At 68.5% G+C, this 24,571-nt stretch carries 21 protein-coding genes and 6 pseudogenes; 12 read left to right on the plus strand and 15 right to left on the minus strand.

The window, feature by feature from the left end:
- Positions 1–69 precede the first annotated feature (69 nt).
- The 3 genes and pseudogenes from GGE06_RS40935 to GGE06_RS44215 form a co-directional block, all read right to left on the minus strand.
- Positions 70–636 carry a hypothetical protein gene (locus tag GGE06_RS40935; RefSeq protein ID WP_184933209.1) on the minus strand — a complete coding sequence of 189 codons (567 nt, stop codon included), beginning with the start codon at positions 634–636 and terminating at the stop codon, positions 70–72.
- 203 nt (positions 637–839) lie between these two features.
- Complete coding sequence (locus tag GGE06_RS40940; protein WP_184933210.1) at positions 840–1,490, minus strand: hypothetical protein; 651 nt, start codon at positions 1,488–1,490, stop codon at positions 840–842.
- A gap of 226 nt (positions 1,491–1,716) precedes the next feature.
- Positions 1,717–1,872: pseudogene (locus GGE06_RS44215) on the minus strand (hypothetical protein); the annotation flags it as partial.
- Here GGE06_RS44215 and GGE06_RS40950 point away from each other — a divergent pair.
- Together GGE06_RS40950 and GGE06_RS40955 are read left to right on the plus strand one after the other, a co-directional pair.
- A pseudogene (locus tag GGE06_RS40950) lies at positions 1,849–2,247 on the plus strand (transposase); the annotation flags it as partial. The pseudogenes GGE06_RS44215 and GGE06_RS40950 sit on opposite strands and share 24 nt — an antisense overlap.
- 104 nt (positions 2,248–2,351) lie before the next feature.
- A complete protein-coding gene (locus GGE06_RS40955; RefSeq protein WP_184933211.1) occupies positions 2,352–2,873 on the plus strand; it encodes a YrhB domain-containing protein in 522 nt (173 codons plus the stop codon).
- On the opposite strand, the pseudogene GGE06_RS40960 reads toward GGE06_RS40955, so the two are convergent.
- The 5 genes and pseudogenes from GGE06_RS40960 to GGE06_RS40980 all read right to left on the minus strand — a co-directional run bounded on the left by GGE06_RS40960 (position 2,861) and on the right by GGE06_RS40980 (position 10,097).
- Positions 2,861–3,661 (minus strand): annotated as a pseudogene (locus GGE06_RS40960) (transposase family protein). The gene GGE06_RS40955 and the pseudogene GGE06_RS40960 overlap by 13 nt on opposite strands.
- A gap of 159 nt (positions 3,662–3,820) precedes the next feature.
- The gene (locus tag GGE06_RS40965; RefSeq protein ID WP_184933212.1) at positions 3,821–4,378 is read right to left on the minus strand and encodes a 3-methyl-2-oxobutanoate hydroxymethyltransferase; all 558 of its coding nucleotides are present in this window, start codon (positions 4,376–4,378) and stop codon (positions 3,821–3,823) included.
- Between the two features lie 338 nt (positions 4,379–4,716).
- Positions 4,717–8,514 (minus strand): type VII secretion system-associated protein, encoded by a 3,798-nt coding sequence (locus GGE06_RS43940; protein WP_184933213.1) that lies wholly within the window; start codon positions 8,512–8,514, stop codon positions 4,717–4,719.
- The gene (locus GGE06_RS40975; RefSeq protein WP_116165037.1) at positions 8,511–8,918 is read right to left on the minus strand and encodes a hypothetical protein; all 408 of its coding nucleotides are present in this window, start codon (positions 8,916–8,918) and stop codon (positions 8,511–8,513) included. Before GGE06_RS40975 ends, GGE06_RS43940 begins: the two co-directional genes overlap by 4 nt.
- Before the next feature lie 414 nt (positions 8,919–9,332).
- Positions 9,333–10,097, minus strand: coding sequence for an IS5 family transposase (locus GGE06_RS40980; protein WP_184933214.1), 765 nt, complete (start codon positions 10,095–10,097; stop codon positions 9,333–9,335).
- A gap of 241 nt (positions 10,098–10,338) precedes the next feature.
- On the opposite strand from GGE06_RS40980, the pseudogene GGE06_RS40985 reads away from it, so the two are divergent.
- The 5 genes and pseudogenes from GGE06_RS40985 to GGE06_RS41005 all read left to right on the plus strand — a co-directional run.
- Positions 10,339–10,755, plus strand: a pseudogene (locus GGE06_RS40985) (transposase family protein); the annotation flags it as partial.
- 387 nt (positions 10,756–11,142) lie between these two features.
- Positions 11,143–12,393, plus strand: a complete 1,251-nt coding sequence (locus GGE06_RS40990; protein ID WP_184933215.1) for an IS256 family transposase — start codon at positions 11,143–11,145, stop codon at positions 12,391–12,393.
- Positions 12,390–12,839: a HEAT repeat domain-containing protein gene (locus tag GGE06_RS40995; RefSeq protein WP_184933216.1), complete on the plus strand. Its 450-nt coding sequence runs from the start codon at positions 12,390–12,392 to the stop codon at positions 12,837–12,839. The genes GGE06_RS40990 and GGE06_RS40995 overlap by 4 nt, the downstream gene beginning before the upstream one ends.
- A 59-nt stretch (positions 12,840–12,898) precedes the next feature.
- Positions 12,899–13,123: pseudogene (locus GGE06_RS41000) on the plus strand (ATP-binding protein); the annotation flags it as partial.
- Positions 13,124–13,226: 103 nt separating this feature from the next.
- A complete protein-coding gene (locus tag GGE06_RS41005; protein ID WP_116165045.1) occupies positions 13,227–13,613 on the plus strand; it encodes a barstar family protein in 387 nt (128 codons plus the stop codon).
- A 17-nt stretch (positions 13,614–13,630) separates the two neighbouring features.
- Here the strand turns inward: GGE06_RS41005 and GGE06_RS43265 are convergent, their stop codons facing one another.
- The 4 genes from GGE06_RS43265 to GGE06_RS43275 form a co-directional block, all read right to left on the minus strand.
- Complete coding sequence (locus GGE06_RS43265) at positions 13,631–15,247, minus strand: site-specific integrase (protein WP_116165047.1); 1,617 nt, start codon at positions 15,245–15,247, stop codon at positions 13,631–13,633.
- A 19-nt stretch (positions 15,248–15,266) separates the two neighbouring features.
- Positions 15,267–15,581 (minus strand): helix-turn-helix domain-containing protein, encoded by a 315-nt coding sequence (locus tag GGE06_RS41015; RefSeq protein WP_116165049.1) that lies wholly within the window; start codon positions 15,579–15,581, stop codon positions 15,267–15,269.
- On the minus strand, positions 15,578–16,363 hold the full coding sequence (locus GGE06_RS43270) for a tyrosine-type recombinase/integrase (protein WP_312883488.1): 786 nt from the start codon (positions 16,361–16,363) through the stop codon (positions 15,578–15,580). The genes GGE06_RS41015 and GGE06_RS43270 overlap by 4 nt, the downstream gene beginning before the upstream one ends.
- Before the next feature lie 79 nt (positions 16,364–16,442).
- Positions 16,443–16,640 (minus strand): hypothetical protein, encoded by a 198-nt coding sequence (locus GGE06_RS43275; protein WP_246533085.1) that lies wholly within the window; start codon positions 16,638–16,640, stop codon positions 16,443–16,445.
- 145 nt (positions 16,641–16,785) lie between these two features.
- On the opposite strand from GGE06_RS43275, the pseudogene GGE06_RS41025 reads away from it, so the two are divergent.
- The 4 genes and pseudogenes from GGE06_RS41025 to GGE06_RS41040 all read left to right on the plus strand — a co-directional run.
- Positions 16,786–16,935, plus strand: a pseudogene (locus GGE06_RS41025) (ATP-binding protein); the annotation flags it as partial.
- A gap of 83 nt (positions 16,936–17,018) precedes the next feature.
- Positions 17,019–17,795, plus strand: a complete 777-nt coding sequence (locus GGE06_RS41030; RefSeq protein WP_116165051.1) for a hypothetical protein — start codon at positions 17,019–17,021, stop codon at positions 17,793–17,795.
- Between the two features lie 152 nt (positions 17,796–17,947).
- Positions 17,948–19,549, plus strand: a complete 1,602-nt coding sequence (locus tag GGE06_RS41035; RefSeq protein ID WP_116165053.1) for an ISL3 family transposase — start codon at positions 17,948–17,950, stop codon at positions 19,547–19,549.
- Between the two features lie 679 nt (positions 19,550–20,228).
- On the plus strand, positions 20,229–20,885 hold the full coding sequence (locus tag GGE06_RS41040; protein ID WP_184933217.1) for a hypothetical protein: 657 nt from the start codon (positions 20,229–20,231) through the stop codon (positions 20,883–20,885).
- A 166-nt stretch (positions 20,886–21,051) separates the two neighbouring features.
- On the opposite strand, the gene GGE06_RS41045 is transcribed toward GGE06_RS41040, so the two are convergent.
- The gene (locus tag GGE06_RS41045; protein WP_184933218.1) at positions 21,052–21,648 is read right to left on the minus strand and encodes an HD domain-containing protein; all 597 of its coding nucleotides are present in this window, start codon (positions 21,646–21,648) and stop codon (positions 21,052–21,054) included.
- Positions 21,649–22,513: 865 nt separating this feature from the next.
- On the opposite strand from GGE06_RS41045, the gene GGE06_RS41050 reads away from it, so the two are divergent.
- Positions 22,514–22,813 (plus strand): hypothetical protein, encoded by a 300-nt coding sequence (locus GGE06_RS41050; protein WP_147321175.1) that lies wholly within the window; start codon positions 22,514–22,516, stop codon positions 22,811–22,813.
- An 83-nt stretch (positions 22,814–22,896) separates the two neighbouring features.
- Here GGE06_RS41050 and GGE06_RS41055 read toward each other — a convergent pair whose 3' ends face one another.
- Both GGE06_RS41055 and GGE06_RS41060 read right to left on the minus strand, forming a co-directional pair.
- Positions 22,897–23,322, minus strand: a complete 426-nt coding sequence (locus GGE06_RS41055) for a hypothetical protein (RefSeq protein WP_246533086.1) — start codon at positions 23,320–23,322, stop codon at positions 22,897–22,899.
- A 27-nt stretch (positions 23,323–23,349) separates the two neighbouring features.
- Positions 23,350–24,564: an IS110 family RNA-guided transposase gene (locus GGE06_RS41060; RefSeq protein ID WP_246533087.1), complete on the minus strand. Its 1,215-nt coding sequence runs from the start codon at positions 24,562–24,564 to the stop codon at positions 23,350–23,352.
- Between the last annotated feature and the right edge of the window lie 7 nt (positions 24,565–24,571).

A 24,571-nucleotide genomic window follows, 5' to 3' on the forward strand; every position in this document is an offset into this window, starting at 1 on the left:
CTGACCCCCGTCGAATTCGAGACCGTCATGACCACCACACCGGCCCTCCGGGCCGCGTAACCGAACCTGTCACCCAAACCCGCACCAAACCCTTCGGCGTTCGGTGGCACTGGGATCGCGCCAGGAACCGACCACCAAGGTCCAGCCGGCGAGCTCGGGAGTAACGAACACCCTGCGGTACACATCGAGTGGATCGGCGTCGAGGCCCCCGTGGCTGTCGATGTCCGCGGCATACACGCCGACGGAGAACGGGACCGGACGCGACTGAGACAGCCCGAGCATCTCCATGACGCCGGCCTGGTCCCCGGTAGGCACCGCGATCCAGGAGAGGAAGCAGCAGGAGAGCGGAACCGGCGTGTCGCCGGCGATTTCGATCCTGGCCAGCCGTTCCAGTGCCGCGATGTCGCGGGCGCTCATCACCGCCTCGCCGCCGATCTCCGCCAAGGCTTCCAGAGCACCCGCGCGCGCCGCCCCGGGACCGTCGATGCGGACCGCCTGGAGCAGCGGCACCGCGGCGGTCCCCCACGCCGAGAACGCGTGAACCGCCGCCTGCCTGACCTTCGCGTCACCCAGCAGTGGCAGGACATGTCGCGCGGCAGTCGGCACGTCGCTGTTCCAGCGGCTGATCGCTGCCACAGCCGCGCGCCGCAGGGATGAATCCTCAAGCAGGAGGGCGCCAACGTAGCCGTCCAGTGCCGCCGCCCCGAAGCCGGCGAACGCCCGCAATAGTCGACCCGGCGGCTCAACGCGCCCGGGTCGCGGCAGGCTGCCCCGCACCACCTGCCGCCGGTTGCATCGACGGACGCTCCCGGTCGGGGAGCGCCACGGGCAGCCCGGGGTTAGCCACCACCCGAGCCGGCCGAGGCCGAACCGCCGGAGGTCCAGCTGGAGTTGGGCTGCGGCCGATCGCGCGTGCTGCGCTCGGTGCGCAGCGCCACCACGACCCCAGCCGGGCCGAGCAGAGCCTTTAACGCGTCGGCGAGCCGCTGCGGGTCGCCGCCGAACGGGAGCTCGATCCGCTCCCGGGCGCCCCGTAGGACGAGTTCCAGCGCGAGCGTGGAGACGGCCGGTTTGCAGTCCCCCTGGTACGGCTCCACAACCTTGCGCGTCAGCCGCACCTCGCGCAGGGTCTTGACGGGCAGCCAGACGTCCGGCCCGGCGGCCCGGACCAACCGCAGGGACGCGGGCACCCTGGCCGGCGCGAACTCCACCCGCAGGATGTCCCGGGCCCGGGAAAAGGCCAGCACCGGCCAGCCGATCAGGTACTCCAGCCCGGCGATCACCCCCACCACCACGAACACGGTCGACGCCCGCGCCCCGGCCAGCGCCATCCAGAGGGCGACGACCAAGGTCGGCACGCCCAAGGCAAGCGGAGTGAACAGCGCCGGCCCCGCCGAGGCCAGCGCGTTCCACACCGGCCCGGTCGGGCCGGCGCGCAGGACCAGATCCGTCGAGTCGGGGCCTTGTCTCAGCAAGGGATCGGTGGCCATGCCTCCAGCGTAGGACCGGTCCGCAAGAGCGCCTCGACCATATCCAGCCGATGGGGCACGGCTTCTGACGGCCCGTAACCCTCAGTCGGTGGGCGCGGCGGGCTCCCAGCGCTCGAACCACGGGTCGGGCCACTGCTCGGCGGCGGCCATCAGCGGGGTAGAGGGTGGCGCCGTCCAGACTCTCGCGGATGATGTCGGCGTGGCCGCCGTGGCGTGTGGTCCCCTCGATCAGGTGCAGCCACGGGTCCGCCCGGCGGGGCAAGGTGCGAGGTGGATCCAGTCCTGGAACGGAAGCAGCTTCCCGCCTCGCATGGCACCCCTTGCGCTTACGCACTCGGGGCCACCGATGACCTATTAGAACTACCGGTACTCGACGAATCACCAGGTCGTCCTCGACGCCGACACCCGGCGCGTCGTCGTGGTCGGCCGGCCGCTGCCCGGCAACCGCAACGACTGCAAGGCGTGGGCCCTGTCCGGAGCCGAGGACGCCGTCGGCCGCACCACCGTGATCGCCGACGGCGGCTACCGGGGCACCGGCCTGGTCATCCCGCACCGCCGCGAGCGCGGGCAGAGCGAATTGCCGGCTTGGAAGGAAGAGCACAACACTTCTCACCGCCAGGTCCGCGCCCGCGTCGAGCACGCCTTCGCCCGCATGAAGACCTGGAAGATCCTCCGCGACTGTCGCCTGAAAGGCGACGGCGTCCACCACGCCATGCTCGGCATCGCCCGCCTTCACAACCTCGCCCTGACCGGATAGCGGATCTATGCCTACAGGACCGCGTCTGCGACCGCGTTTGGGATCTCAGTGCGCAGTGCTGACGTGGTGGGAAATCTGCTTGACCCGATGTGGATGATGAAGGCGTGATCTCCAAGGAGCGTGCCGTCGAACGGGTGGAGTCGTTGCTGGCCACGATGCGGCTGCCACACGAGCTGGTTGTCCACGAGGTGAAGGAGCACGCGTTGGGCTGGCTCGTCTTCTGGAACTCGGCGGGGCACGCCTGCACCCGCGATCTGCGCGGTCTCCTCGTCGGCGGCGGCCCCTACCTGGTGGACCGGTACGACGGGAGCGTCCACCACATCCCTGTCACCACGTGGGTGGGCGAGGACTGGGAGGAGCTCTACCTCCGGCAGATCAAGGGGGTGCAGGCGCCCGACCCCCTGGCCGCTTCCGTGCGCGCGCTGATGAAATCCGCCGGGACGGTGGCCGCGATGCATCACCTTCGTAAGCAGGCTCCGCGCTTGAGCCTGCAGGAGGCGAGGACCTACGTCATGGCCGTCCGAAACGGAGCCGAGCCGCCGCATGAGCTGGCGGACCTCACCAGGGAAGAAGAGGTCTGCCCACCTCTGGCGATCGAAACAGTGAGCCGTTTTCATCCTGAATAGCCGCAGGTCAGCAGCGTATGGACGGCCTGGACGATGGTGCCGATGCGGCGGGTGGAGCATCTGGCCCGGCGGAGTAGTCACCATGACTTCCGCTGAGCGAAGGCGCGTTCGCCGGGTGCTCTGATGCGGGCGTGGTTGCGGTTGAACTGCTGGTAGTGCTCGGGCTGTTCGCGGTGGTGGTAGTACGGGGTGCGGACGGTGGCGCCGGCGCCCTGGTAGGCGCGGTCCGCGAGCACGAGGATCTGCCGGGTGAGGCAGGCCTGGACGATGCCGTGGGCGCGGGCCGCGGTCAGGTCGTGAGTGCGGCCCGGCGTCGCGCGGGAGAAACCAGAGCGGTGTGCCGTCGGGCCGGGTGATGACCTGCACGTTCATGCCGTGCTTGCGGTGTTTCATGGAGTAGTACGTTTCGTCGGCGGCGATGCGATCGGTGGGGATCAGAGTGTCGTCGACGAAGTCGCCCTCGCCCAGGCCGGTCAGGGCCTCGTGCGGGCCCGGCGCCCAGGCCGCAAGGACGTCCAGGGTCTCGCCGACGTAGCGCCAGGCCGTCGCGGTCGAGATTCCGAACCCGGCCGCGAGCTGGGCGAACGTCTCGTTCTTCTGCGGGTGGGCCAGTGCGAGGAGGGCCTGCTTGAAGCAGCCCAGTCGTCTCCACGGCGAGTTCAGTTCACGCCTTCGGGCGTAGGTCAGCCAGGAAACATGCTCGACCAGCTCGTATGGGACGTTGAGCGTGGAAGGATACGGAACCAACAGGGCCCCTCGGTCGCCGGTGTGATGAGTGAGATCACCACGCAAACGACCAGGGGCCCTGCCCTGTCACACCCTCGCCCACCAGGCCATTTCACCCTCCCAGTACAGGATGAAAAAGGTTCCCTTACCCCCCCCGAGTCTGGCCGGCGATCGAGCCGCGCTGACACCTGCTCGCCCGTCCCTGTACCCGTCCGCTCCGGTCAGAAGGTGTGCTCCGGTGCCGGGAAGGTCCCCTTTGCCACGTCGGCCGCGAAGTTCTGGGCCGCCTCGCGCAGTACGCCGTGCACATCGGCGTACCGCTTCACGAACCGCGGCAGCTGCCCCGTCCTCGGGCCGGCCATGTCCTGCCAGACCAGCACCTGCGCGTCACACCCATTCCTCGCGCCAATGCCGACGGTGGGCACCGCCACGCTCCGCGTGATCTCCGCGCCGACGTGCTCGGGCACCATCTCCTCGCCGCCCTCCGGCTTCACCGCGTGCGCGCCGGCCTCCTTCATGAACCGCACCGCTGTGTGGAAGCACTGCTCCGCGGATGCCTCGTACGAGCCGAAGGGCAGGTCTGCGATCGCCAGCGCCTGCCGGGCGGCCCCGGACACCGCGCGTACGAGCGGAAGCAGTTGGTCCACCGTAACCGGCAACGACGTCTTGTTCCCGAAGACGTCGTTCGACGCCGAGTCCCCGATCAGCAGCACCGGGATGCCCGCCTCGTCGAAGGTCGCCGCGGTGTACATGTCGTACGGTGCGGGCTGCTCACTCATCGCGTGGCCCTTCGTGACGGTGGCGGACCTGATCCCGCCGCCGGAGCAGACCACGGCGACTGTGGTTCTTCCGAACGCGCCCTCACCGCAAACGCCCCGGGGGAGCCCCCTCCTGGCTGGGAAGAAGGCAACGCCGATCACCGACGAGTCCGCGTCCGCGTCGAGCATGCCTTCGCCCTGCATGAAGCACGACAAGGACCTCCGCGACTGACGCCGGCGCGACATCTGCCTCCACCACGCCGTTCAGGCCGTCGCACACATATGGCACCTCGCCCACGCGAACAGACCGCCCCCAAAACGGCCGTGACCTGCCTGAAAGTGACCGTCTGCGACACGCTTCAGCCGTAGGCCAGCAGCGCGGAGGCCGCAATCTGTAGCGGATGGGGGCCCTCGTTGTTGATCACTACGTAGGTGGAGGAGGGGATCTCCTTGAGGAGGTCGCTCATCATCGCCTCGGACCACCGGCTCCCTTCGACGAAGTCCAGCGCGCCGCCGGTCGGGACGTACGCGCGCGAACTGTAGACGAAGACGACGGAGCGGCCGTCGTACATCTGAGCGACTACGAGGTGGCGCCTCTCGTCACCTTCTGCGACGTGCCATACGCGACTTCTGCGCAAGGTGGCCGTGAGCTGACCCAGGACCGGCTCACCGGCGGCGTGCCTGGCGCACAGCCGGGCGATCTCGTCCTCGGGGGCGGTAGAGGGCGGAGAAGGGAGAGGGGAGGGGGGTGTCGACGGAGACGGTGGGACGGTAGGAGAGGGTGTCCCGGTGGGTACGGGAGCGGCCGTGGCCTCGCCGGGTCTGTCGGACCTGTCGAGGCGGTACGCGACCGGGGTGCCCGGGTTGATGTGGATCACGGTCTGTGGTGGGAGGGCCGACAGCAGTTCCGCGCCGGACATCCGGGTGGTCGCGACGCCGTCGGGCACGTGACTCGGTGCGGTGAAGACGGCTGTCTCGCGGGGTTTTCTCCGGAACGTCTTCCTGGAGGGGACCGGGCCGGCCACCGCGACCATAGCCGATTCGAGCGCCTGCACCACTGCCTCCTGGGGCCCGTAGCCGGTCCCGGCCAGCTGGGCGGCCTCGTCCACGGCATCCGTAGGCGGCGGGAAGCGCAGTGCGACAGGCGTGGGACGATAGAGACCGTTGGCCATGTACCCGGTGATCTCGCCGTCGGCGTCGATGCGGAACGCGCCTCGGATGCCGTGCCCCGGCACCTCGCCCTGCGGGTCGAAGGCAGGGTCGACCGCGTACAGATGCCCTCCTGGCATCCGCCGCGCGGCGGCCCTCATCTCCTCGGTAACCGGCGGGATCTCTGCCTTGACCTCATCAGCCGTTCGTGTGCTCGCCATGTACGGTTCTTCCTCCCGAGCGTCCAGGTGGTACCGGGCGCGGACCGCGCGCGCCCGTCCGTCGTCCCCCGATCTGCGCAGGGCCAGCGACAGGTTGTGCGCGGTGGCCTGCACGTCGTCCACCGTTCCCTCGGGGCGCGGACCTCGGTCCTCCTTGAGGGCCAGTGCCTCTTCGAGAAGGCTCACCGCGTGCGCCGCATCGCCGAACTCGCCGTGCAAGGCACCGAGGTTGGCCAGGGCGCTCGCCAGTTCCCCTGCTGCCTGCGGCTCGCCGTGCAAGCTGCGCAGCGTGCCGACGGCCTCCTCCAGGTCGCGGCGCGCAGCCTCGACGGAACCGGTCTCGGCCAGCGTCGCCCCCAACTGGCCCAGCGCGGCCGCCAGGTCCAGGACGGCGTCGGGGTCCAGCGCGGCGAGGCCCCGCTGCACGTTCACCGCTTCCTCCACATGGGGGATCGCCTGGTCCGCCCGTCCGAGATCGCGTAGGACGGCTCCGTACGAGCGCAGTACCCTCCCGAGGCCGTACCGGATGCCCGGCCGGTCGTCGACCGCGAGATGCCGCCGGTAGGCGGCGAGCGCCTTGGCGAGATGCGGCGCCGCCTGCCGCGGACGTCCCACCACCCGGAGCTTCATGCCGTAGTCGGCCATGGCCGCGGTCAGCTCCAGGTCGTGGCGGCCGGGGTCGGACTCCGCGGCGTCGTGGTACAGCTGCAGCGCCTCCCCGGAGCAGTTGGCGGCGGCATCGGTCCGTCCGACGTCGAACAGCCGCTGGGAGTGCTGGCTCAAGATGGCCGCGCGCTGGGCAGTGTTCAGAGGGTCCGGAGAGGACAGCGTCGCCCATGCGCTCTCCGCCGCCGCCGTGCTGACCACGAGCGCGGCGTCGCCCCGACCGGCCGCGGCCAGGTCGCCACTCGCCCGGGACATGCGTAAGGCGATGTGTCCATTGGCCGCCGCCTCCCCGGACTCGCTCATCCGGCGCACCAGTGCCACTGCTTCCTCCGCGGCACGGGAGGCGCCCTGGACGTCGTCGGTGCGCCGCAGGTCACGGGCGTACTGGGCGAGTCTCGCCAGCCGGTTACTTGTCTGCCAGGGCCCCGTGCCCAGCCATGCCACCCGCTCCGAGCGGAGGAGTCTGCCGGAGATCGCGACGGAGATCCTAGCCCGGCTGTTGCCAGCCGGCGCGGAGCCGACGAGGAGGTCGAGTGCCTCCAGTTCGGAGAAGGCCAGGCCGGACAGGCCAGAGGCCGTGCCCCCTTCTGCGACCGCTGCCAGAATCTGCTGTTCGAACCTGTCAGGGGCCGTGTCCAGCGCGGCCGGGGCGAAGCCGCGGGGGTGTTCGAGGATCAGGGTGCGTACGACGCTGCCGAGGCGGCGGGAGACCTCCGCCAAGGTGGTGGGCTCCTCGTCCGCCGTCGCCAGCGCTCTGATGAGGACGCGTGCGCAGTCCCTGCCCTCGAACCAGTCGTCCGTGGCACACAGGGCGCGGAACACCTGCTCGGCTTCGCCGTCCGAGCGGCTCCCGGCCGCCACCGTGTGCAGCACCGAATCGGCCAGGCGGTCCGGCCCTGGTGCCCTCCAGAGCGAACGGTCACCGTCCGGGTAGAGGACCCGGAGTTCTCTCGCCATCCTGGCGAGATCGCCGTCCGATGCCGTCGTGTCGACGCGTCGCAGGGTCCGCAACGCGGACGGTTCGTCCGGCGGGGCGTGCAGGCAGACCAGGGCGAGGAGCAGACGCGCGTGTTCGTGGCTGACGGGAACACCGGCGGCGGCGAACACGCCTGCCACGTAACGCTGCTCGTTTTCGATCAGCCCTGTGATCGGGTGCTCCCGATCGTGCAGCGAAGTGGCCCGACCTTCCACAGCGTCGAGGACGCGCAGCAGCGCCGCGGCGTACAGATGCAGCGTGGTGGGGACGGTGGTGGGGCGGCCGCCACCGATCCCGTGCGCAGAGCTTACGGCCACGCTCATGCCTGCCTGCTCCGCAGCCTGCAGGAATCCGCCGGTCGCGTCGCGCCACAGCGCGCCCAGCTCGGCGGCCCCCATCCCTTCCGTGACGGATGGTAGCCGTGTCACCCGTCGTTCGATCCAGTGATGGCGGTGGCTGCCGACGGACAGTTCCTCCCACCACTCTCCGGTGTCCCGGGCGAGCAGGAGCAGCTTGACGGGCGGCACCTCGTGCGCGGTGGGAAGTTCCGTGACGGTGCGCAGCAGTTCCTCGATCCGCGACCGGTGTACTTCGGCGGAGTCGACCACGAGGAGGGCCCGTCCCGACAGGCGGGGCAGCGCGGCGACGGCGGCGAGTTGCCGGTCCCAGCGGCGGGTCGCCCGGGAGAGTGAGCCGGCCATCGCCTCCGCGCTGGCGGTGTGCGGGGCGGATGCTCGCTCGAGATCGAGGACGCCGGCCGTCCAGCCCAGGTCTCTGAGCCGGGCGCAGACCTGACGTGCCAGGGTGGTCTTCCCCTGACCGGAGGGGGCGCAGACGAGCCGCGCCACAGTGCCGCGGCCCTCACGGGCCCACTCCACGAGGTCCGCCTCCTCGGGCCGGCTCACCAAGGTGTGCAGTGCGGCCTCGGGGGTCAGCCAGGTCCAGGGCCGTGACGCGGGGGCGATCGGTTCAGGACCGAAGAGCAAGCGTTCGGCGTCGGCGCGGGAGCCGGGCGCGGCGGGTTCTGCGTGGCCGCCGTCGGCGTAGTAGATGACGATGTTTCCGTCACCGGTCACCACGACGGAATCGATGATGTGCTCGGCGGCGACCCAGCGACCACCCGCAGACGAGGACTCGGAGGTCACCCTTTGATCCGGTTGTTGTCGCCGGTGACGATGGCCCCGCCGGACATCTGCTCGACGCTCACGGCACGCTCTCCGGTCGCCGCGACACGGGCGCCCGACTGGGCGAGCAGCGCGGCGAGCTCGGCGGCCAGTTCGGGGTCGCCTTCGAGAATGCGGCGCAACTGGCCGCGCAGGGCTGCCTGGAAATCGGCGTCCTGAGGGTCCTCCGCCACGTCCCGGACGGCGGATTCGAGTTCCGCCCGACGCCGGTTACGGCGCGTGAACCGCTGCAGGATCTCCCGCCCGAGCGACACGGTGGCGTCCGCTGCCTGGTCTCTGGCGCGGGTGAGTACGGCGGTCCCGTAGGCACTGATCGCGGTGACGACATAGGGCGTGATCTCGGCTGCGGTCAGACTGGCATCCATAAGCGATCCCCCGCTCCACTCGAACGACGCGATCCCGAGGGGCGCGCGCAGGTCCTCGTCATTCCACGGTAGTGCCGACTCCGACAGGAAGCTACTCCCCAGCGCGCCACCCTGGCCGCGGCCCCGGGTGGAACGCGCCCGCTTCGGCCATGGCCGGGGCGCTGCCGGGGAGCGTCTGTCGATCATGTGCCGAGCCGGATGCGAGCGCCGGCGAGGGTGATGGCAGCCCGGTAGCGGTCGGGACCCTTGTCACGACGGGTGGCGATGCCGGGCCGGTGTTCTGAGGCGACGGGAAGCGGTGTACCACGATGTTACGTCGCCGGGCAGGCCGCTTTGTGGAACGGGCAGGGGCCGCTCATGGCCCCGTTCGCGCCCGGTGGGCAGGTCGGTACGAATCCACTGACTGAGGCGTTTTCATCCTGAATAGCCGCAGGTCAGCAGGGCGTGGACGGCTTGGACGACGGTGCCGATGCGGCGGGTGGAGCATCTGGCTCGCCGGAGGAGTCGCCAGGATTTCAGCAGGGCGAAGGCACGTTCGCCCGGGGCCCTCAGTCTGGCGTGGTCGCGGTTGAACCGCTGGTAGGGCTCGGGCTGTTCGCGGTGGCGGTAGTACGGGGTGCGGACGGTGGCGCCGGCGCCCTGGTAGGCGCGGTCCGCGAGGACGAGGACCTGTCTGGTGAGGCATGCCTGGACGATGCCGTGGGCCCGGGCGGCGGTCAGGTCGTGGGTGCGGCCGGGTGTGGCACGGGAGAACCACAGTGGTGTGCCGTCGGGGCGTGCGATGACCTGCACGTTCATGCCGTGCTTGCGGTGCTTCATCGAGTAGTAGGGCTCGTCGGCGGCGATGCGGTCGATCGGGATCAGGGTGCCGTCGACGATGACGTGGTCGCCCTCACCGAGGCCGGTCAGAGCCTCGTGCAGGCTCGGTGCCCAGGCCGCGAGGACCTCGAGTGTCTCGTCGACATAACGCCAGGCGGTGGCTGCCGAGATACCGAAGCCGGCTGCCAGGGCGGGCAGCGTCTCGTTCTTGCGCAGGTGCACCAGCGCGAGCAGGGCCTGCTGGAAGCAGCCCAGCTTCCGCCACCGCGAACGGCGTTCACACCTTCGTGCGTAGATGAGCCAGGAAACATGCTCGACCAGCTCATGGGGGACGTCGACCGTGGCACGATACGGGACCAAGCGAGGCTCCTCGGACGATGCGTGGTGCGTAGAGAACACCACGGCAACGACCAGGAGCCTCGCCTCGTTGCGCACCATCGCTGACCTGCCATTTCACCCCACAGAGACAGGATGAAAACGGCTCACTGAGCCCTTTCCAATCTCGTGGTGCTGACCACGAGTTGGACGGTCCTGCGCAACGGCGAAGCTCCTGGTAGACGGGTTCTCGACCAAGATCACCCGTGCCGACCAGGAGCTTCGCGTGCTTGTCTACCCATCGGCGATCGATCTGTCCAGCGCGCACCTTCGTCACCTTGCCCGGTGCCTGGCTGCTCACCGTATCGGGATCGCGACCGTCTACCGCTACATACGCGAAGCCCTCGACGTCCTGGCCGCTCTGGCCCCCACCCTGGCCGAGGCGATGAAGACCGTACGGACGAAGGCATTCGTGATCCTGGACGGCACCCTGCTGCCGATCGACCGGATCGCCGCCGACACCCCGTACCACTCGGGCAAACACAAACGTCACGGCATGAACGTCCAGGTCCTCACCGACCCCTTCGGGCGGCTTCTGTGGGCCTCACCAGCACTGCCCGGGGCCACTCACGACCTGACCGCCGCCCGCACCCACGGCATCATCAACGCGCTCGCCGAGGCAGGCCTCAAGTGCTGGGCGGACAGTGATGATGGCTGGTGGTGCCACCGGCAGGTCTGACTCTTGGGCTGACTGACCACGGCTTCCGTGTTTTTGCCTTGATCTGTCGGCCTGTCGGTGACGCCACCGCACGCAGCTCGGAAGGGTGTCGTGAGTTCATAGGAGCTTGTGCGAGAAGCCCCGTCACTGTCGTGTCCGTTCTCCCGACCGGCGCGTGCTGCCCTGTCCACGCGATGAGAAGGCAGCAGGCCCAGCATGATCGACGAGCATCCCGAGCGTGAAGTCTTCGGAGCAATGCTCAAGACCTGTGGATCAACCCCGGGCGGGACGCGGAGGGCGTACCTTCCCGAATGATCCTGTGATGGTCACCGAGTAGGCCCGCGTTGCAGCGCGGGTCGGGAAGGCACGCCCGTGCTCAGCGTAGTGAATGCCGATGGTTCGACGGAGTCCGGCTCCCTGATCGACGAGATCGTCCGCGAGGGCGCCCGGCGCATGCTCGCTGCCGCGCTGGAAGCAGAAGTCAACCAGTACATAGCCGAGTTGGCGGCGGAGAAGGACGAGTGCGGGCGGCGCCTGGTGGTCCGTAACGGCCACCACCGGCCGCGGTCGGTGGTCACCGCGGCCGGGCCGGTCGAGGTCAGGGCCCCGCGGATCAACGACCGGCGCGTGGACGAGACGACTGGAGAGCGCAAGCGGTTCTCCTCGAAGATCCTGGCGCCGTGGTGCCGCAAGTCGCCGAAGATCTCCGAGGTGCTGCCCCTGCTCTACCTGCACGGCCTATCGTCCGGGGACTTCGTGCCCGCTCTGGAGCAGTTCCTCGGTGGCACCGCCGGCCTGTCGCCGGCCACCGTGACCCGGCTGACCAAGCAGTGGAGCGACGACCACGCTGCCTTCCAGACCCGGGACCTGTCCGACCGGGACTACGTCTACGTGTGGGCCGACGGCGTGCATCCCAAGGTCCGCCTCGGCCAGGCCCACTCGTGCGTCCTGGTCCTGCTCGGCGTCCGCCTGGACGGCACCAAGGAGCTCATCGCTCTCGCCGAGGGCCTGCGAGAATCGACCGAGTCGTGGGCCGACCTGCTGTGTGACTGCCGCCGCTGCGGGATGCGTGACCCCGAGCTGGTGGTCGGGGACGGCGCCATGGGCCTGTGGCGTGCGCTCGCCGAGGTGTTCCCGGCCGCACGGCACCAACGGTGCTGGGTTCACAAAAGCCGTAACGTCACGAACTGCCTGCCCAAGTCCGCACAGCCTGGCGCGACGAAGGCCATCCAGGAGATCTACAACGCCGAGGACCGTGGCCATGCCGAGCGGGCGATCGAGGCCTTCGCACGCGCCTACGGCGCCAAGTTCCCCAAGGCGGTCGCGAAGATCACCGACGATCGGGACGAGCTACTCGCCTTCTACGACTTCCCGGCCGAGCACTGGATCCACCTGCGGACCACGAACCCCATCGAGTCGACCTTCTCCACGGTCAAACTCCGCACCAAGGTCACACGAGGCGCCGGCAGCCCGGCCGCTGCCCTGGCGATGGTGTTCAAGCTCGTCGAGTCCGCCCAGGCGCGATGGCGCGCGATCACCGGCGCCCACCTGGTGCCGCTGGTCCGCGCCGGCGCCCGCTTCGAAAACGGCGTCCTGGTCGAGCGGCCCGAGGTGGCAGCATGAACGACATGTTCGCAGCACTCGAAGCTCTGACCGACCGCGATCCGGAACATCGGGACGTCGCCGCCGACGTCCTCGGGGACCTCCTGCGCGCCGCTGCACTCGACGCGGACTCTGCTCGCCTGGTCGTCGGACGTTTGGTCAGCGTGGCCGTCAACGAACCGGTGACCAAGGTGCGCGAGTCCGCCCTGAACTCGACCAGCGAGGCGTTCGACCACTACCGCCTGCCTCTGGCCCTCGTCGAACCGCTGACCGCAGCCATGCCGACGATGGAACGCCAACTCCTTGTCCACACGCTCTACATCCTCGGGGCCACCCACGACCCGCAGGCCCGGCCGCTAATCGAGCCCTTCCTCCATCACCCCGACCCAGAGGTTCGCGAGGAGGCTCGGCTCGCAGCAGCCGAGCTCACCGCTGTCGAGCAGAATGGCCTCACCCACAACTCTTGACTATTGCTCCAAGATTCAGCGACAGATCCCGTTCATCCGTACCTGGCTGAGCACTTCAACGAGTACGGCGACAGCTGGCCACGAAGCTGGTCAACGAGCTCGTCGAGGCCGCCGACGAGAAGCAGCTCTCCAAGACGATCGCCCGCTACGGCCGCGTCGACCTCCTCTGCATCGACGAGCTCGGCTACATGGAACTCGACCGCCACGGCGCCGAGCTGCTGTTCCAGGTTCTGACCGAGCGCGAGGAGAAGAACAGCGTCGCCATCGCCTCGAACGAGTCGTTCGGCAAAGCGCACATGTTCCGGCGAACCCGTGCCAGTCAGCGGCTGAACAGCACGGGTTCAAAATGGAGAGATGGACCACTGAGCTGGACGTATCCTGCGTGCTGTGACGGCGATATACGTGCTGGACGGCACCCAGGTGAGGACGCTGGAAGACTTCTGGCGACTCATCGGCGAAGCGGTCAACGGCCCTGGAGGCTACTTCGGCAAGAACCTCGATGCCTTCGCTGACTGCCTCAGCGGTGGCTTCGGGCAGCCCGACGACGATGACTACGTTGTTGAATGGCGTGACCACCAGGCGTCTCGTGAGTATCTGGGCTATCCGGAGACGGCTCGCCAGCTGGAGATTCGCCTCTCACGCTGCCATCCCACGAACCGTCCTGCTGTCAGCGCGGATCTGGCTGCGGCGCAAACAGAGCACGGGCCGACCGTCTTCGACTGGCTGATCATGATCTTCGAGGATCGGGCCCCTGGCGTCCTGCGGCTTCAGTAACCATCAATGCCCGGTCTTCACCGCTCCGGCAAACGGCCCGCATCGACGTGGTCGGCGAGATAGATCATGGTGGCTTCGGGGTCCATGCCGAAGGCGGCGGCGACGAGTTTGGGATCCATGGTGTTGACCAGGTCGAGCAGCCGAGTGCAGCGGATCATGCGGGGCGGGAAGCCGCAGGCGTCGAGGACGTGGCTGACATAGGCGGTGGACGCCGGTCCCCGGCCAGACTTCGTCTGACGGGTGACCATCACGTGGGGATTGTCGGTCCGCTGGGCTTCGCGGTGAGCCAGACAGCGTTCCAGCACTGCCCAGGAGGCCGGGTCCAGGGGAACCGGATGCGGGCGGTCGCCGAGCCGGGTGGTCCGGGCATGAGGGTCGAGGTCAACGGTCTGCAGCATCTTGACCTCACGACTTGAGGCGCCGTGCAACAGCGCGAGCATGCCCAGCAGGGCCTCGTGCGGGTGGACGGCCGGACCGGTGGTCCAGCGGCGGAACAACACGCGCTGCTGATCCAGTGTCAGCGTCGCTCCGGTGAAGCCGCTGGGACCTCGGGCGGTCAGACCGTGAGAGGGATCGACAAGCACGATCTTCCGAGAACGCGCGAATCGGAAGAACTGCCCGAGCACGACCAGCCGACGCTTGCGTGCCTTGGGCGAGCCGGCGAGGAAGGCTTCGGCATCGTGGACGTCGGTCAGCGCCCAGTCCTGCTTGCCGCGTCCGCTGGCGAGGAAGCGGGCGAGGTCACGCAGGATGGCCAGGGCCGCCTCGACGGTCGCATCGCTGCGCGGTCGTGTTCCGGCCCGGCGGGCCCTCTCACGCGAGTGCATCATGAAGTCTGCAAACGCCTTCACCGATGGCCGCAGGTTCTCGGGGACGGCTTCGATACGACGCTGTCGGCGGCCAGCCGCGAGCCGCTCGGCCTGATCCGTGGTCATGGCCATGCCGTGACCGGTGAAGAAGGTCTCCAGCGCGCGGGCGAGGGAGCCCATCGAGCGTCCGGAACGACGAGAGCGTTCAAGCAGAGCCTGCGGGTGGTTGGGCTGGTCATCCAGGAGGAGTCGCCCCAGGGCGGTGATCATCGTGCAGACGCGACTGACGCAGTACTTGGCGGAGAGATCGGCGGTGAAGTCCCGCAGCCAGTGCGGAGGTTGTCCGAGTTCGGCGATCAGGCCCTCGACCCGGACGAAGGGCCGGTCGGGGTGACGCTGCCAGCAGGCGGAGCACAGTCCCAGCCCGGCATAGCGCCGCACCCGGCCGCATTCGCGGCAGGTCCGGGGCGGCTGTTTTGTCTGGCGAGGACGCGAGCAATGCCCGCACCAGCCGGTGTCCTCGCGCAGATAGCCGGGCCGATCGCACCGAGGACAGGGCGCCTTGGCGGCGTCGCGTTCCGTCATGCGTGAGCAGTCCCGGCACAACGTTGATGTCTTGTTTCTCACCGGGTGACCGCAGGTGGTGCACACGCGTGAGCAGGTGATGCACCGGCCGCTGTCCTCCTGGAGGACGCGCTGCTGGCCGCAGCGGGGGCAAGCGGCCCTGGCCGCGGTCTCTTTCTGCCGGGCCGTGCAGCGGCAGCAGTACTGGCGGTCGATGAAGCCGACCGGGGCTCCGCAGCCGATGCAGTCGCTCTGTTTCATGCCCACGATGTCGCCCGGGTCAGAGCGGCGGCATCGAACGGCCGCGGGCGGAGGCCGTTCGGGGCAGGTCAGCGACTGGCCGGGGTGGGGCGGCAGGACGCTCGACGGGGGTGGTGTCGACCTCGAATAGGTCGTTGGGAGTGCATTCCAGCGCGGTGCACAACGCGATCAAGGTGGACATCTTCACCTGTGAGGGCTCCTTGGTGAACAGCGCGGACACCGAGGCGGAGGACATCTGCAGGCCGGCGCGTTCGGCCAGAAGCCGCTGCAGCTGGGTGCCGGTCCACACCTCACGCTGGGCGGCGGCCATTCGCAGGCGCCATCGGATCTTCATGCGGGGTTGCCCTCCTCGGCGGTGAGTTCGCCCAGCGTGGTGGTCACCGCGCGGCGATAGGCGTCCTCGATGAACGTCGCGGACGGCCGGACGTATCTCATGGTTGAGCTGACTGTCCAGTGACCGAGGAGTTGCTGGATCGCCACGAGGTCCACGCCGCGTTCATAGTTGTGGGTCGCGCAGGCCCGCCGCAGGGCATGCGGGCTGAACCGGTCGGTGGCCGGGCGTCCTTCGAGTTCCATTAGATAGCGCAGGCGGTTGCGGATCGTCCCGCGGTGCAGGCTGCCGCCGGACTCATCCGCGAACAAAACGGGTGAGTCGGGGAACTTGCCGCGGACGTCGTCGAGGAACCAGTGCAGGACGAGGTCGAGGCCGTCCAGCATGGGCACCCACCGCGGCCTGGGGCCGGAGGTGCGGGCGCCTTTGCCGAATCGCACGTGGAGTTTTCCGAACGGTCCCCGCGAGAAGTGGACGTCGGAACGGTCCAGCAGGGATGCCTCTTCCGAGCGCAGGCCGGCGTGATAGAGGGTCCGGAACATCGCATAGTCCCGGGCCGCAGGCCCGTACTTACGAGCGGTGGCGATCCGGGACTTGAGGAAGTCGAAGAACTCCGCCACGCGTTCCGATGTCGGTGGCGGCAGCTGAGCCGGGGAATCGTCTCCGACATGCCGCGAAGCGTTGAACTCGTCCACCGGGCAGACCAGACGGACACCGAACCCCGCTTCAATCTCAACGGCCTTGCGGACTTGCAGGAACCGGTGGAAGCCCTTGAAGATCTGCACATACTCGCGCCGGGTCGAAGCCGCCCGCCCGGCAAGACAGGTCGCCGACGACGCGGTCGATGTCCTCTGGGGTGACATCTCACGCGGGCCGGCCCAGCGCAGTGAGCGTTCGCTCCAGCAGACCAATGTCGTTCTCGACCGTCACCGGGCTGAACCCGCGGGCCCGCCACGAGGCGACGAACGCCTCGACGCATTCGGCCTGGAACTCCCACGGATCGGCGGTCACTGGCTCCAGAAGGACGGCACCGCCCTCGATCACCCGCAACTGGGATGTCACCGGCACACCTTCCTCGCACCTGACCGATCAAGGCAGCACCTGGAAAATCTGAGCGCCACCGTGAAGACCAACGAGGACCGCAGAAGATGGATACGGGCCGGTGGCAGCGGCGATCCACGAAAAGGAACATGTGCCAGCCCCAGATGGCTGGACCAAGACCTTCACCGACCCACGGCTCTGCGCGGCCATCGTCGACCGCCTTACCTTCAACGGCACCATCATCGAGACCGGCACCGACTCCTACCGCCTCGCCTCCACCCGAGCCCGAGCGGAGGAATCGGCCAAGGCCGGCTGACCGCGACAGACTCAGGGCCGACTACCCGCCCCATCCAGGCGACGGGCTGTCGGCCCGAGACGCTCCAGTAGGCTGCGCTGGCCATGGATACGAACGCCGAACCCGGGCAGACCCGGCACACCACGAACGCTGCTGGTCCGCCGATCCGGCAGCTGTTCCGGGACGTCATCGCCGACCGCATGCAGGGCCCCAGGCCGCCCCAGGCCGCGATGCTGTTCGACGGCGAGGTCGACCCTTGCTGGGACGACCGGAGCTTTCTCGGCGACTTCTACAGCGAGATCCTTCACCAGGACACCTGCCAGCCGACAACCGCTGACGGCCTCGCCCTGGTCACGACCCTCGCAGTCGACGACCGCATTCCCGCCCGGCACCGGTTCCAAGCCGTCGACCTGCTGTTCAGGGCTACCACCGTCGCTGAGCGCCATCTCGCCGAGACCTGGCCGGCCACCCCACAGCATGCCGATCCCGACAGCGAGGCCCGGGCCCGCAGCGCGGTCCAAGCTCACGTTCCAACTCTGCTGGCCCGCTGGTCGGACGAATGCCCAGCGGTTCGCCTTGCCCTCGCCGGACTCGCCGTGGTCTTCCCGACGGACCGCACCCTGCCCGCCTTGACACCGCGCCTGCAAACCTTCACGCACCAGCACACCCAGGGCACCGACATCGGCGATTACGTGCGGTTCGTCGTCGTCATGGCCACCCAGAACGACGACCAGATCCTCACGGCGACGGAGAAGCTCACTGACGCCTACTGGACGGGAACAGCGCGCGGAGTGCCAGCCCGGCCACGAGCCCTCCACCTCCTCGGCCAGATGCTGACGAAGGTCGGAATCGGACTCACCCGAGCACCCGCCGGGCAGTGACGCACCGCGCGACGCTCGCGCTGCTATTTCTCAGGTTCTGGCACAGCTTCCGTGCAGCGGTCACCCTGAGTGACGTTTGAGTCTCTCAGGGCAGCATCGAAGTCGCCCGAAAATGAGCCGTCATCGAGGCGGTTGGGCTCAAAGTCCGGGTCGTGGAAGAGGCCGTACTCCGACTGAAGGAGCTGTTGTTCCCGTCGATCGTGGACGTCGCGGTGCTGTCGGTGGACGTGAATATCGAGATAGTGCGCGTTGACGCGCAATGCACCACGGTCGGCGCCATCTGTCCGGGGTGCGGGGCCTGGTCGACCCGGGTCCACAGCTCCTACCTGCGGTTTCCCGCTGACGCACCGAGCTCCGGACGAACGGTTGTACTCCAATTACGAGTTCGGCGGTTTCGGTGCTGGAACACCATGTGCCCGCGCCGGACCTTCGTGGAGCAGATATCGGGCCTGACCCGCAGGTATGGCCAGCGCACCGAGCGGCTGCGCTCGATCCTGGCCGCACTCGGCCTTGCCCTGGCAGGCCGGGCCGGCGCCCGGCTGGCTGCCGTCCTCGGCGTGTCCGTCAGCCGAAGCACAGTCTTGCGCCTGGTCGATGCGCTGCCTGAGCCGGAGGTGCCCGCGCCGCGGGTGGTCGGCGTCGACGAGTACGCCACCCGCAAGGGCCGCCACTACGGCACCGTGCTGGTGGACGTCGAAACCCGCCGCCCGATCGACCTGCTCCCGGACCGGGAGGCATCCAGCCTGGCCGCCTGGCTCGCCCAGCGGCCAGGCGTCGAGGTCGTCTGCCGGGACCGCGCGCCATTCTTCGCTGAAGGCGCCGCTGCCGGAGCGCCGCAGGCGGTGCAGGTCGCGGACCGGTGGCATCTCTGGCACAACCTGAGCGAGGCCGCCGAGCGGAGTGTCGCCCAGCACCGCCGCTGCCTGCGTGTCCTGACACCCGAAGCGTCTCAGCCTGAACCCGAGACCGCTGTGGCCCCGGACCCGTCGGCGTCGCCATGGCCGACAGGTCACCGCTTTGCCGACCGGACTCGGGCCCGGCACGCAGCCGTCCATGCGCTGCTGGAGGCCGGACACAGTCGGCGCTCGGTCCAGCGGCAGCTTGGGATGAGCTGGCATACCGTCAAACGGTTCGCCGACGCCGCGAAGCCGGAGGAACTGTTCACCGGCCAGTGGCAGAACCGGTCTTCGGTCCTCGACGACTACAAGCCTTATCTGGACGACCGCTGGAACGAGGGCTGCACCAATGCGTGGAGGCTCTGGGAGGAGATCGTGCCGCTCGGCTACAAGGGCAGCTACCAGCGCGTTCGCGCCTACCTGCACGACAAACGCACCTCGCCACGACCGGTAACCGCCCGGCCGCCCTCGACCCGGGCCGTCGCCGGGTGGGTTCTCCGGCACCCGGACACCCTCACCGAATCCGAGCAGCTCCAACTCAAGGCCGTCCGGATGCACTGCCCTGAACTCGACGCGCTCACTCGCCACGTCCGCTCCTTCGCGGCCATGCTCACTGGCCGCCAGGGCGAGCGTCTGCCGGACTGGCTCGATTCCGTCCGGCAGGACGACTTGCCCAGCCTTCACACCCTCGCCGCCGGCATCGACCGCGACCGCGATGCCGTCATCGCCGGCCTGACTCTGCCCTGGAACTCCGGTGTTGTCGAAGGTCATGTCAACCGGATCAAGATGCTCAAGCGCCAGATGTTCGGCCGCGCAGGCTTTCGACTTCTACGGAAACGTGTCCTGCTGTCGTGCTGATATCAAGACGTGTCGGTCGACGGTGCGGGGCTCTTTGACACTGCTGTGCTCAACAGCCGGATGTCGTACTCGGTCCAGCAATCGGAGATCTCGATGCCGACCTCGCTGTTGCAGCGGGCGCACAGCAAGTTCGGTCCGTTGAGCCCGTCCAGTCTGCAACACCCGTAAAGCCGAGACAGGTCCATGTGGGGCCGCAGCAGTACACCGTCAAGTGGGTTGATCACCCAGGTGGCAATCGCCCCAGCAGGACCGTACGGATCTGGGTCACCGGCGAAGGAACCCACCCGCACTGTCGAGGGGCCGTACGTGTAGTGCTCCCTGCCCCTCACTGACGGCAGAGGCTTCCACTCACGTTGCTCCAGTGGATTCGACAAGGGAGCAGTGCACGACTGGCATCTGAAAACGATCAGCACCCTCGATACGTCTCCCGTTCGAACCACATCCACTGTTGTCATCCAACACCCAAGCCTGCCGAGAGACCAGATCCAGCTTCACGCGTACGTCACGCGCTGTCGCGAACCGGAGCCACTGCACGGAAGCTGTGCCAGAACCATTTCTCATGAACATTCACGGGCCTCAAGATCCGTAACTGCTGCCCATACTGGCGGACAAACGCTGCCCCTGGAAGTGAACGAAGCCACTCGTTCGGACCCGGGAGATGCTGGCCCGGGAGATGGGCATGGCGATGGGTACCTTCCGGAACAAGAAGCCCTACGCCCAGCCCGGGTTCCCCGCTCCGATCAGTTCGGCCGGCGCACGCACACTGCTGTGGGACGGCGGGCAGACCGCGGCTTTCCTCGCCGACGAACCCGTCCCCGATCTCCCGCCCGACGACGCCCCCTCCACGCTCCTGGACCGTCAGGAGGCCGCTGCCGAGCTCGGGGTGACGGCCCGGACCTGGGACGGGTACGCCACCGACCCCCGGATCGCCGCGGACGTGGTCGACGTTCAGGGCGTCGACCACTGGCCGCGCGGCGTTGTGCGAGCCTTCCGCGACGGTCGGCCCGGGAAAGCGGCGGGGTCGGGCCGGCCGAAGGGCAGCGCCGACGCCGTTCCGCGCGGCGAACTCCGCGATCGCGTCGCCGTCCTCCTGGACGCCGACCCCAGCATCACGATCGCCGGCGTCCAAGAGGCCACGGGCTCCGCGTATGCCACGGTGCAGCGCGTCCTCGCCGAACTCCGCGCCGACAGGATCGGGGTCTTCATGAAGGCGAACCCGGCCCTCTCCTTCGAGCAGGCCGCCGACCGGCTCGGCTACCCGCCGGCGGTTCACCGGGGAGTCCGCACAGTCATGGAGCAGGGATCCACATCGAACCAGGACGCCGGAAACCACTGACCTGGCCATCACAGGAAACTCAGCACCTCGGCCGAGAAGGCCGCTGCATACATTCCCTTCAGGAAGTCATCAAGGGATCGGGAACATACTCCAATTCCATAGGGCTATGATGCTGGGCGGAGCGCGGTTAGGGCATGGTTCTTGCCTCGTGGAGCCGCTGCGCCTATCAGGTCAGGGCGTGTCCGTATGAAGCAGCCAGTGCCTCCAGGGCGGGGTCTCTGAACTGGGCGCGCAACGCTCCGAATGCCTCCACCTTGTCCTGTCCGAAACGGCCTACGTATGTGGCGTAGGTTTCCGCGGTAACGAACTTCGGCGGGGTGGTCTTGCTGTGGAATTTGTCTGCGTACATCACCAGACGCTCTTCCGGCGTGACGGCAACGTAGTCGGCCGGCGGTAGCGGCAGGCCTTGGGCGAGCACGTCCTCCTTGCTCAGCCCGACCCCGGTGTGGCATGAGCAGAACCGGCACAATTCCTCAGGCAGCCCTTCGGCTTCAAGGATTTCGTGCCCCAGCAGAACGTGTCTTACATAGTTCTGCCCGTCGATGCGCCCCTCGGCGTCGTAGAGGCGGTACACCCCGATGTCGTGAAGCAGGCATCCCGCCCGCACCAGATCGGCGTCTACGCCCCAATCCGAGAGGGAGATGATGCGTTCGGCTACTTTCCAGACGATTTCACAATGTGTGAATACGAGGTCGAATGCTTCTTCGTTGGGAGAGTGCTTCAGGTGCATCGCGCGGATTTCGTCCACCGAAGGGATATCCATCCCGGCAGCATAGCCAACCGGCTGTGGTTGCAGGCGGTGTTCCCTGTCCTGGCCCTGCGGGCTGACGTGCCACGGCTGGGGGTGGGGCGATGGCCGGCTCCGCCGGATACCGGCGGAAGAGGGTTAGCGGCCCTGTCCGGCCATCGCCTGGAAACGAGGAAGCGCCTCAGCTCTACGCGCAGAGGATTCACGCGCTCCCTGACAGGCCGGCTGCTCGCGAAGCTGCAGGGCGCGCCGAGGGCAGGGGCGCACCCCTGCCCGTCTCACCGCCGTGCCACCCTCCAAGACCGCTGGCGCACAGCCCACGACGTGGGGACTGGGCAGGGGCGGAGAGCCTGGCGGCTCTGGGGCCGGGCCTGACAGCCCGGCTCCCGCCTGACGGCGGAGCGGCCGGCCGGGGGGCCCGTGTGCGATGTGCCGGGTTGGTGTCAGTGGGGTGGTGTCAGTGACGGTACGTCAGACCGATGCGTTTTCACTGGTCGGTCCTTGAGCGAGGGCGTGGTCACTGACACGGGGCGGTATCTGGGGCGGGCGTGGCTGTCATGGAGCGGTACACCCCATCCCGCTCCACTGTCTTGAGAACGGCACTTCTGATCCTTCCGATGGCTTTGCGGCCGCACCGTGGTGGGTGTTGGGTTCCGCGGCGGAAGGGTGTGGGGTGGGGGAGCCGGGCGTGTGGGGTGAGGTCACGGCGGGGCTGAGGGTGGCTAGGGCCTGTTGTGAAAGTGGATCGCCTGATGCTCCTATTGATCGTCAAGGGGTTCCTGCGAGGGCCGCCTTCCGTACTGCTGGCTGCTCGTCGCTGTTCTGTTGCGCGCCGTAGGTGGTGAGCGACAATGCCCGCATGACGGGCGGGGGAGGCAGCGTGGATCGGGATGCCACGAAGGCATGGTGGGAAGGGCTCGTTCGCCGGGTGGCTGTCGCCATGCTGGTGTCGGCCGTGCTCTCGCTCCTTGTATCGGCCCTTCTCATTGGCATTCCTCACGGATGGAAGACGGCAACGTCATTGGCCGACATCACACTGCGCACGTCATGGATCGCACGTTTCCTTGTCCCGATCGCCGTCGCCATGCACCTGGTGATCCACTTCCATCGCCGCAGCAAGCTGCCGCCACGAGGCCGCCCCCGGCCCCGGTCCACCAAGAGGGGCGGCCAGCACCGCTGACCTGGGGCCGGCCCAGCCTGCGGAACTCATGGACGAGGTAATGATCCTATTGCCAGTCAAGAGAGCTGAGAACCTGATGGTGGTCAGGTTCGGTAGGGGTGAAGAGCGACGCTCTCCGGTCCGACGCTGATCTCCACCCAGGACTCGTCCACGCTGCTGGGGATGGGTGATGCCAGGTCGAACAGCACGGACCAGTGGCCCATCTGGAGGTAGGCGGCTCCGTCGTCGGTCAGGTGAAGGCGGCCGCGCATGATCACCCGGTCGCCTTCCTGCCGGAGCTTCGGCTCGGTGGTAGCGGCTGGCCGGGTGTTCTGGCACCAGTGGAGGTCCGCGTCGACGGTCCATTCGATGAGGTGCCGGCCGTCGGCTTCTCGCGGATTGCCGCGCCAGAGCACCACGGCGGACCCGATGGGGGTGTGAACCCGAACTGTCATGTGCTGCTGCGGGGCCTGCGGCAGGCTTTCTGTGCGGACGAACATCGCCTCATCATCCATGACGTCACGTCCCATGACCGTGGAGTTGTCGGGCTGCCGAGGTCAAGCGGCGGTGAGCCAGTCCCGGTAGGCGCCTGCGAGGTCGTCGTCGCGGCGTGTGCCGCGTTCGATGCAGGAGATCACTGCCGGCCAGACGCCGAAGTGTTCGGCGACGGTGGTCAGGGTGATGTTCTTGGCCTGGCGTGCCGGCCGGAGGTCGGAGACGTCCGGGACGCTGACCGGTGTGGTGAGGTAGCGGAAGATCTCCCGGGCGATCGCCCGCTTGAGCAGGCGGATGATCTCCTTCTTCGTGCGTCCGGCCGCGGTCTGCCGGGCGACGTACTCGCGGGTGCGGGCGTCGCTGGACATCCGGACGAGAGCGATGCGGTAGAGGGCTGAGTTCGCCCCGCGGTCGCCGCCGCGGGAGAGGCGGTGGCGGTTGGTCCTGCCGCTGGAGGCTGGGACGGGTGCGACGCCGCAGAGGGCTGCGAAGGATGCCTCGGTGCGCAGGCGGTGGGGGTTGCCGCCTGCGGTGACCAGGAGCTGGGCCGCGGTGTCGGGGCCGACACCGAACGCGGCGCGCAGGCCGGGGTTGTGCTCGGTGGCGGCGGTGTCCAGGGCGGCGGTGAGGGTGTCGTGTTCCGCGGTCAGGGCCTGGACCCGGCGGGCGAGGGTCTTCAGAGCGGTCAGGAGGGCGACGCGCGGTCCGTCGCCGGTGGGGCGAAGCCGGGAGATCGCGTCGACCTGCGTCTTGCCGCGCAGGGCGGTGTACTTGACGCGGATGTCGTCTGGGGCGGTGATGAGGATGTGCGCGATCTGGTTCAGGGTGGCGGTGCGGGCCTTGACGGCGGACCTGGCGGCGTTGTGTAACGCGCGTATGCCGCTGACGGTGTCGTCCTTGGGTATGACCGTTGCCCGGCCGGACAGAGCGGCGCGGGCGGCCGCGTAGGCGTCGATGGGATCGGACTTGCCGATCCGGCGCCGCTCAGCCTTGTCGGGCCGGTTGACCTCTATCACGGTCAGGCCGGCGTGGCGGGCGGCGCGGGTGAATCCCAGGCCGTAGGAGGAGGTGCCCTCGACGCCGACGGCGGTCACGGTGCCGTGGGCGTTCAGGAACGCGATCGCCGCGGCGTATCCGGCTGCGGTGGTGGGGAACTCGGCGTCGGCAACGTGGCCACCGCGGTCGGTGATGACCGCGACGTGGATCGTGTCCGCGTGGGAGTCCACTCCGCCGAACACCGCATCCATTTCTGCGGCGGGGGTGATCGTCACTGCCATCCTGTCA

Source organism: Streptomyces nymphaeiformis (assembly GCF_014203895.1).
Taxonomy (GTDB): Bacteria; Actinomycetota; Actinomycetes; order Streptomycetales; family Streptomycetaceae; genus Streptomyces; species Streptomyces nymphaeiformis.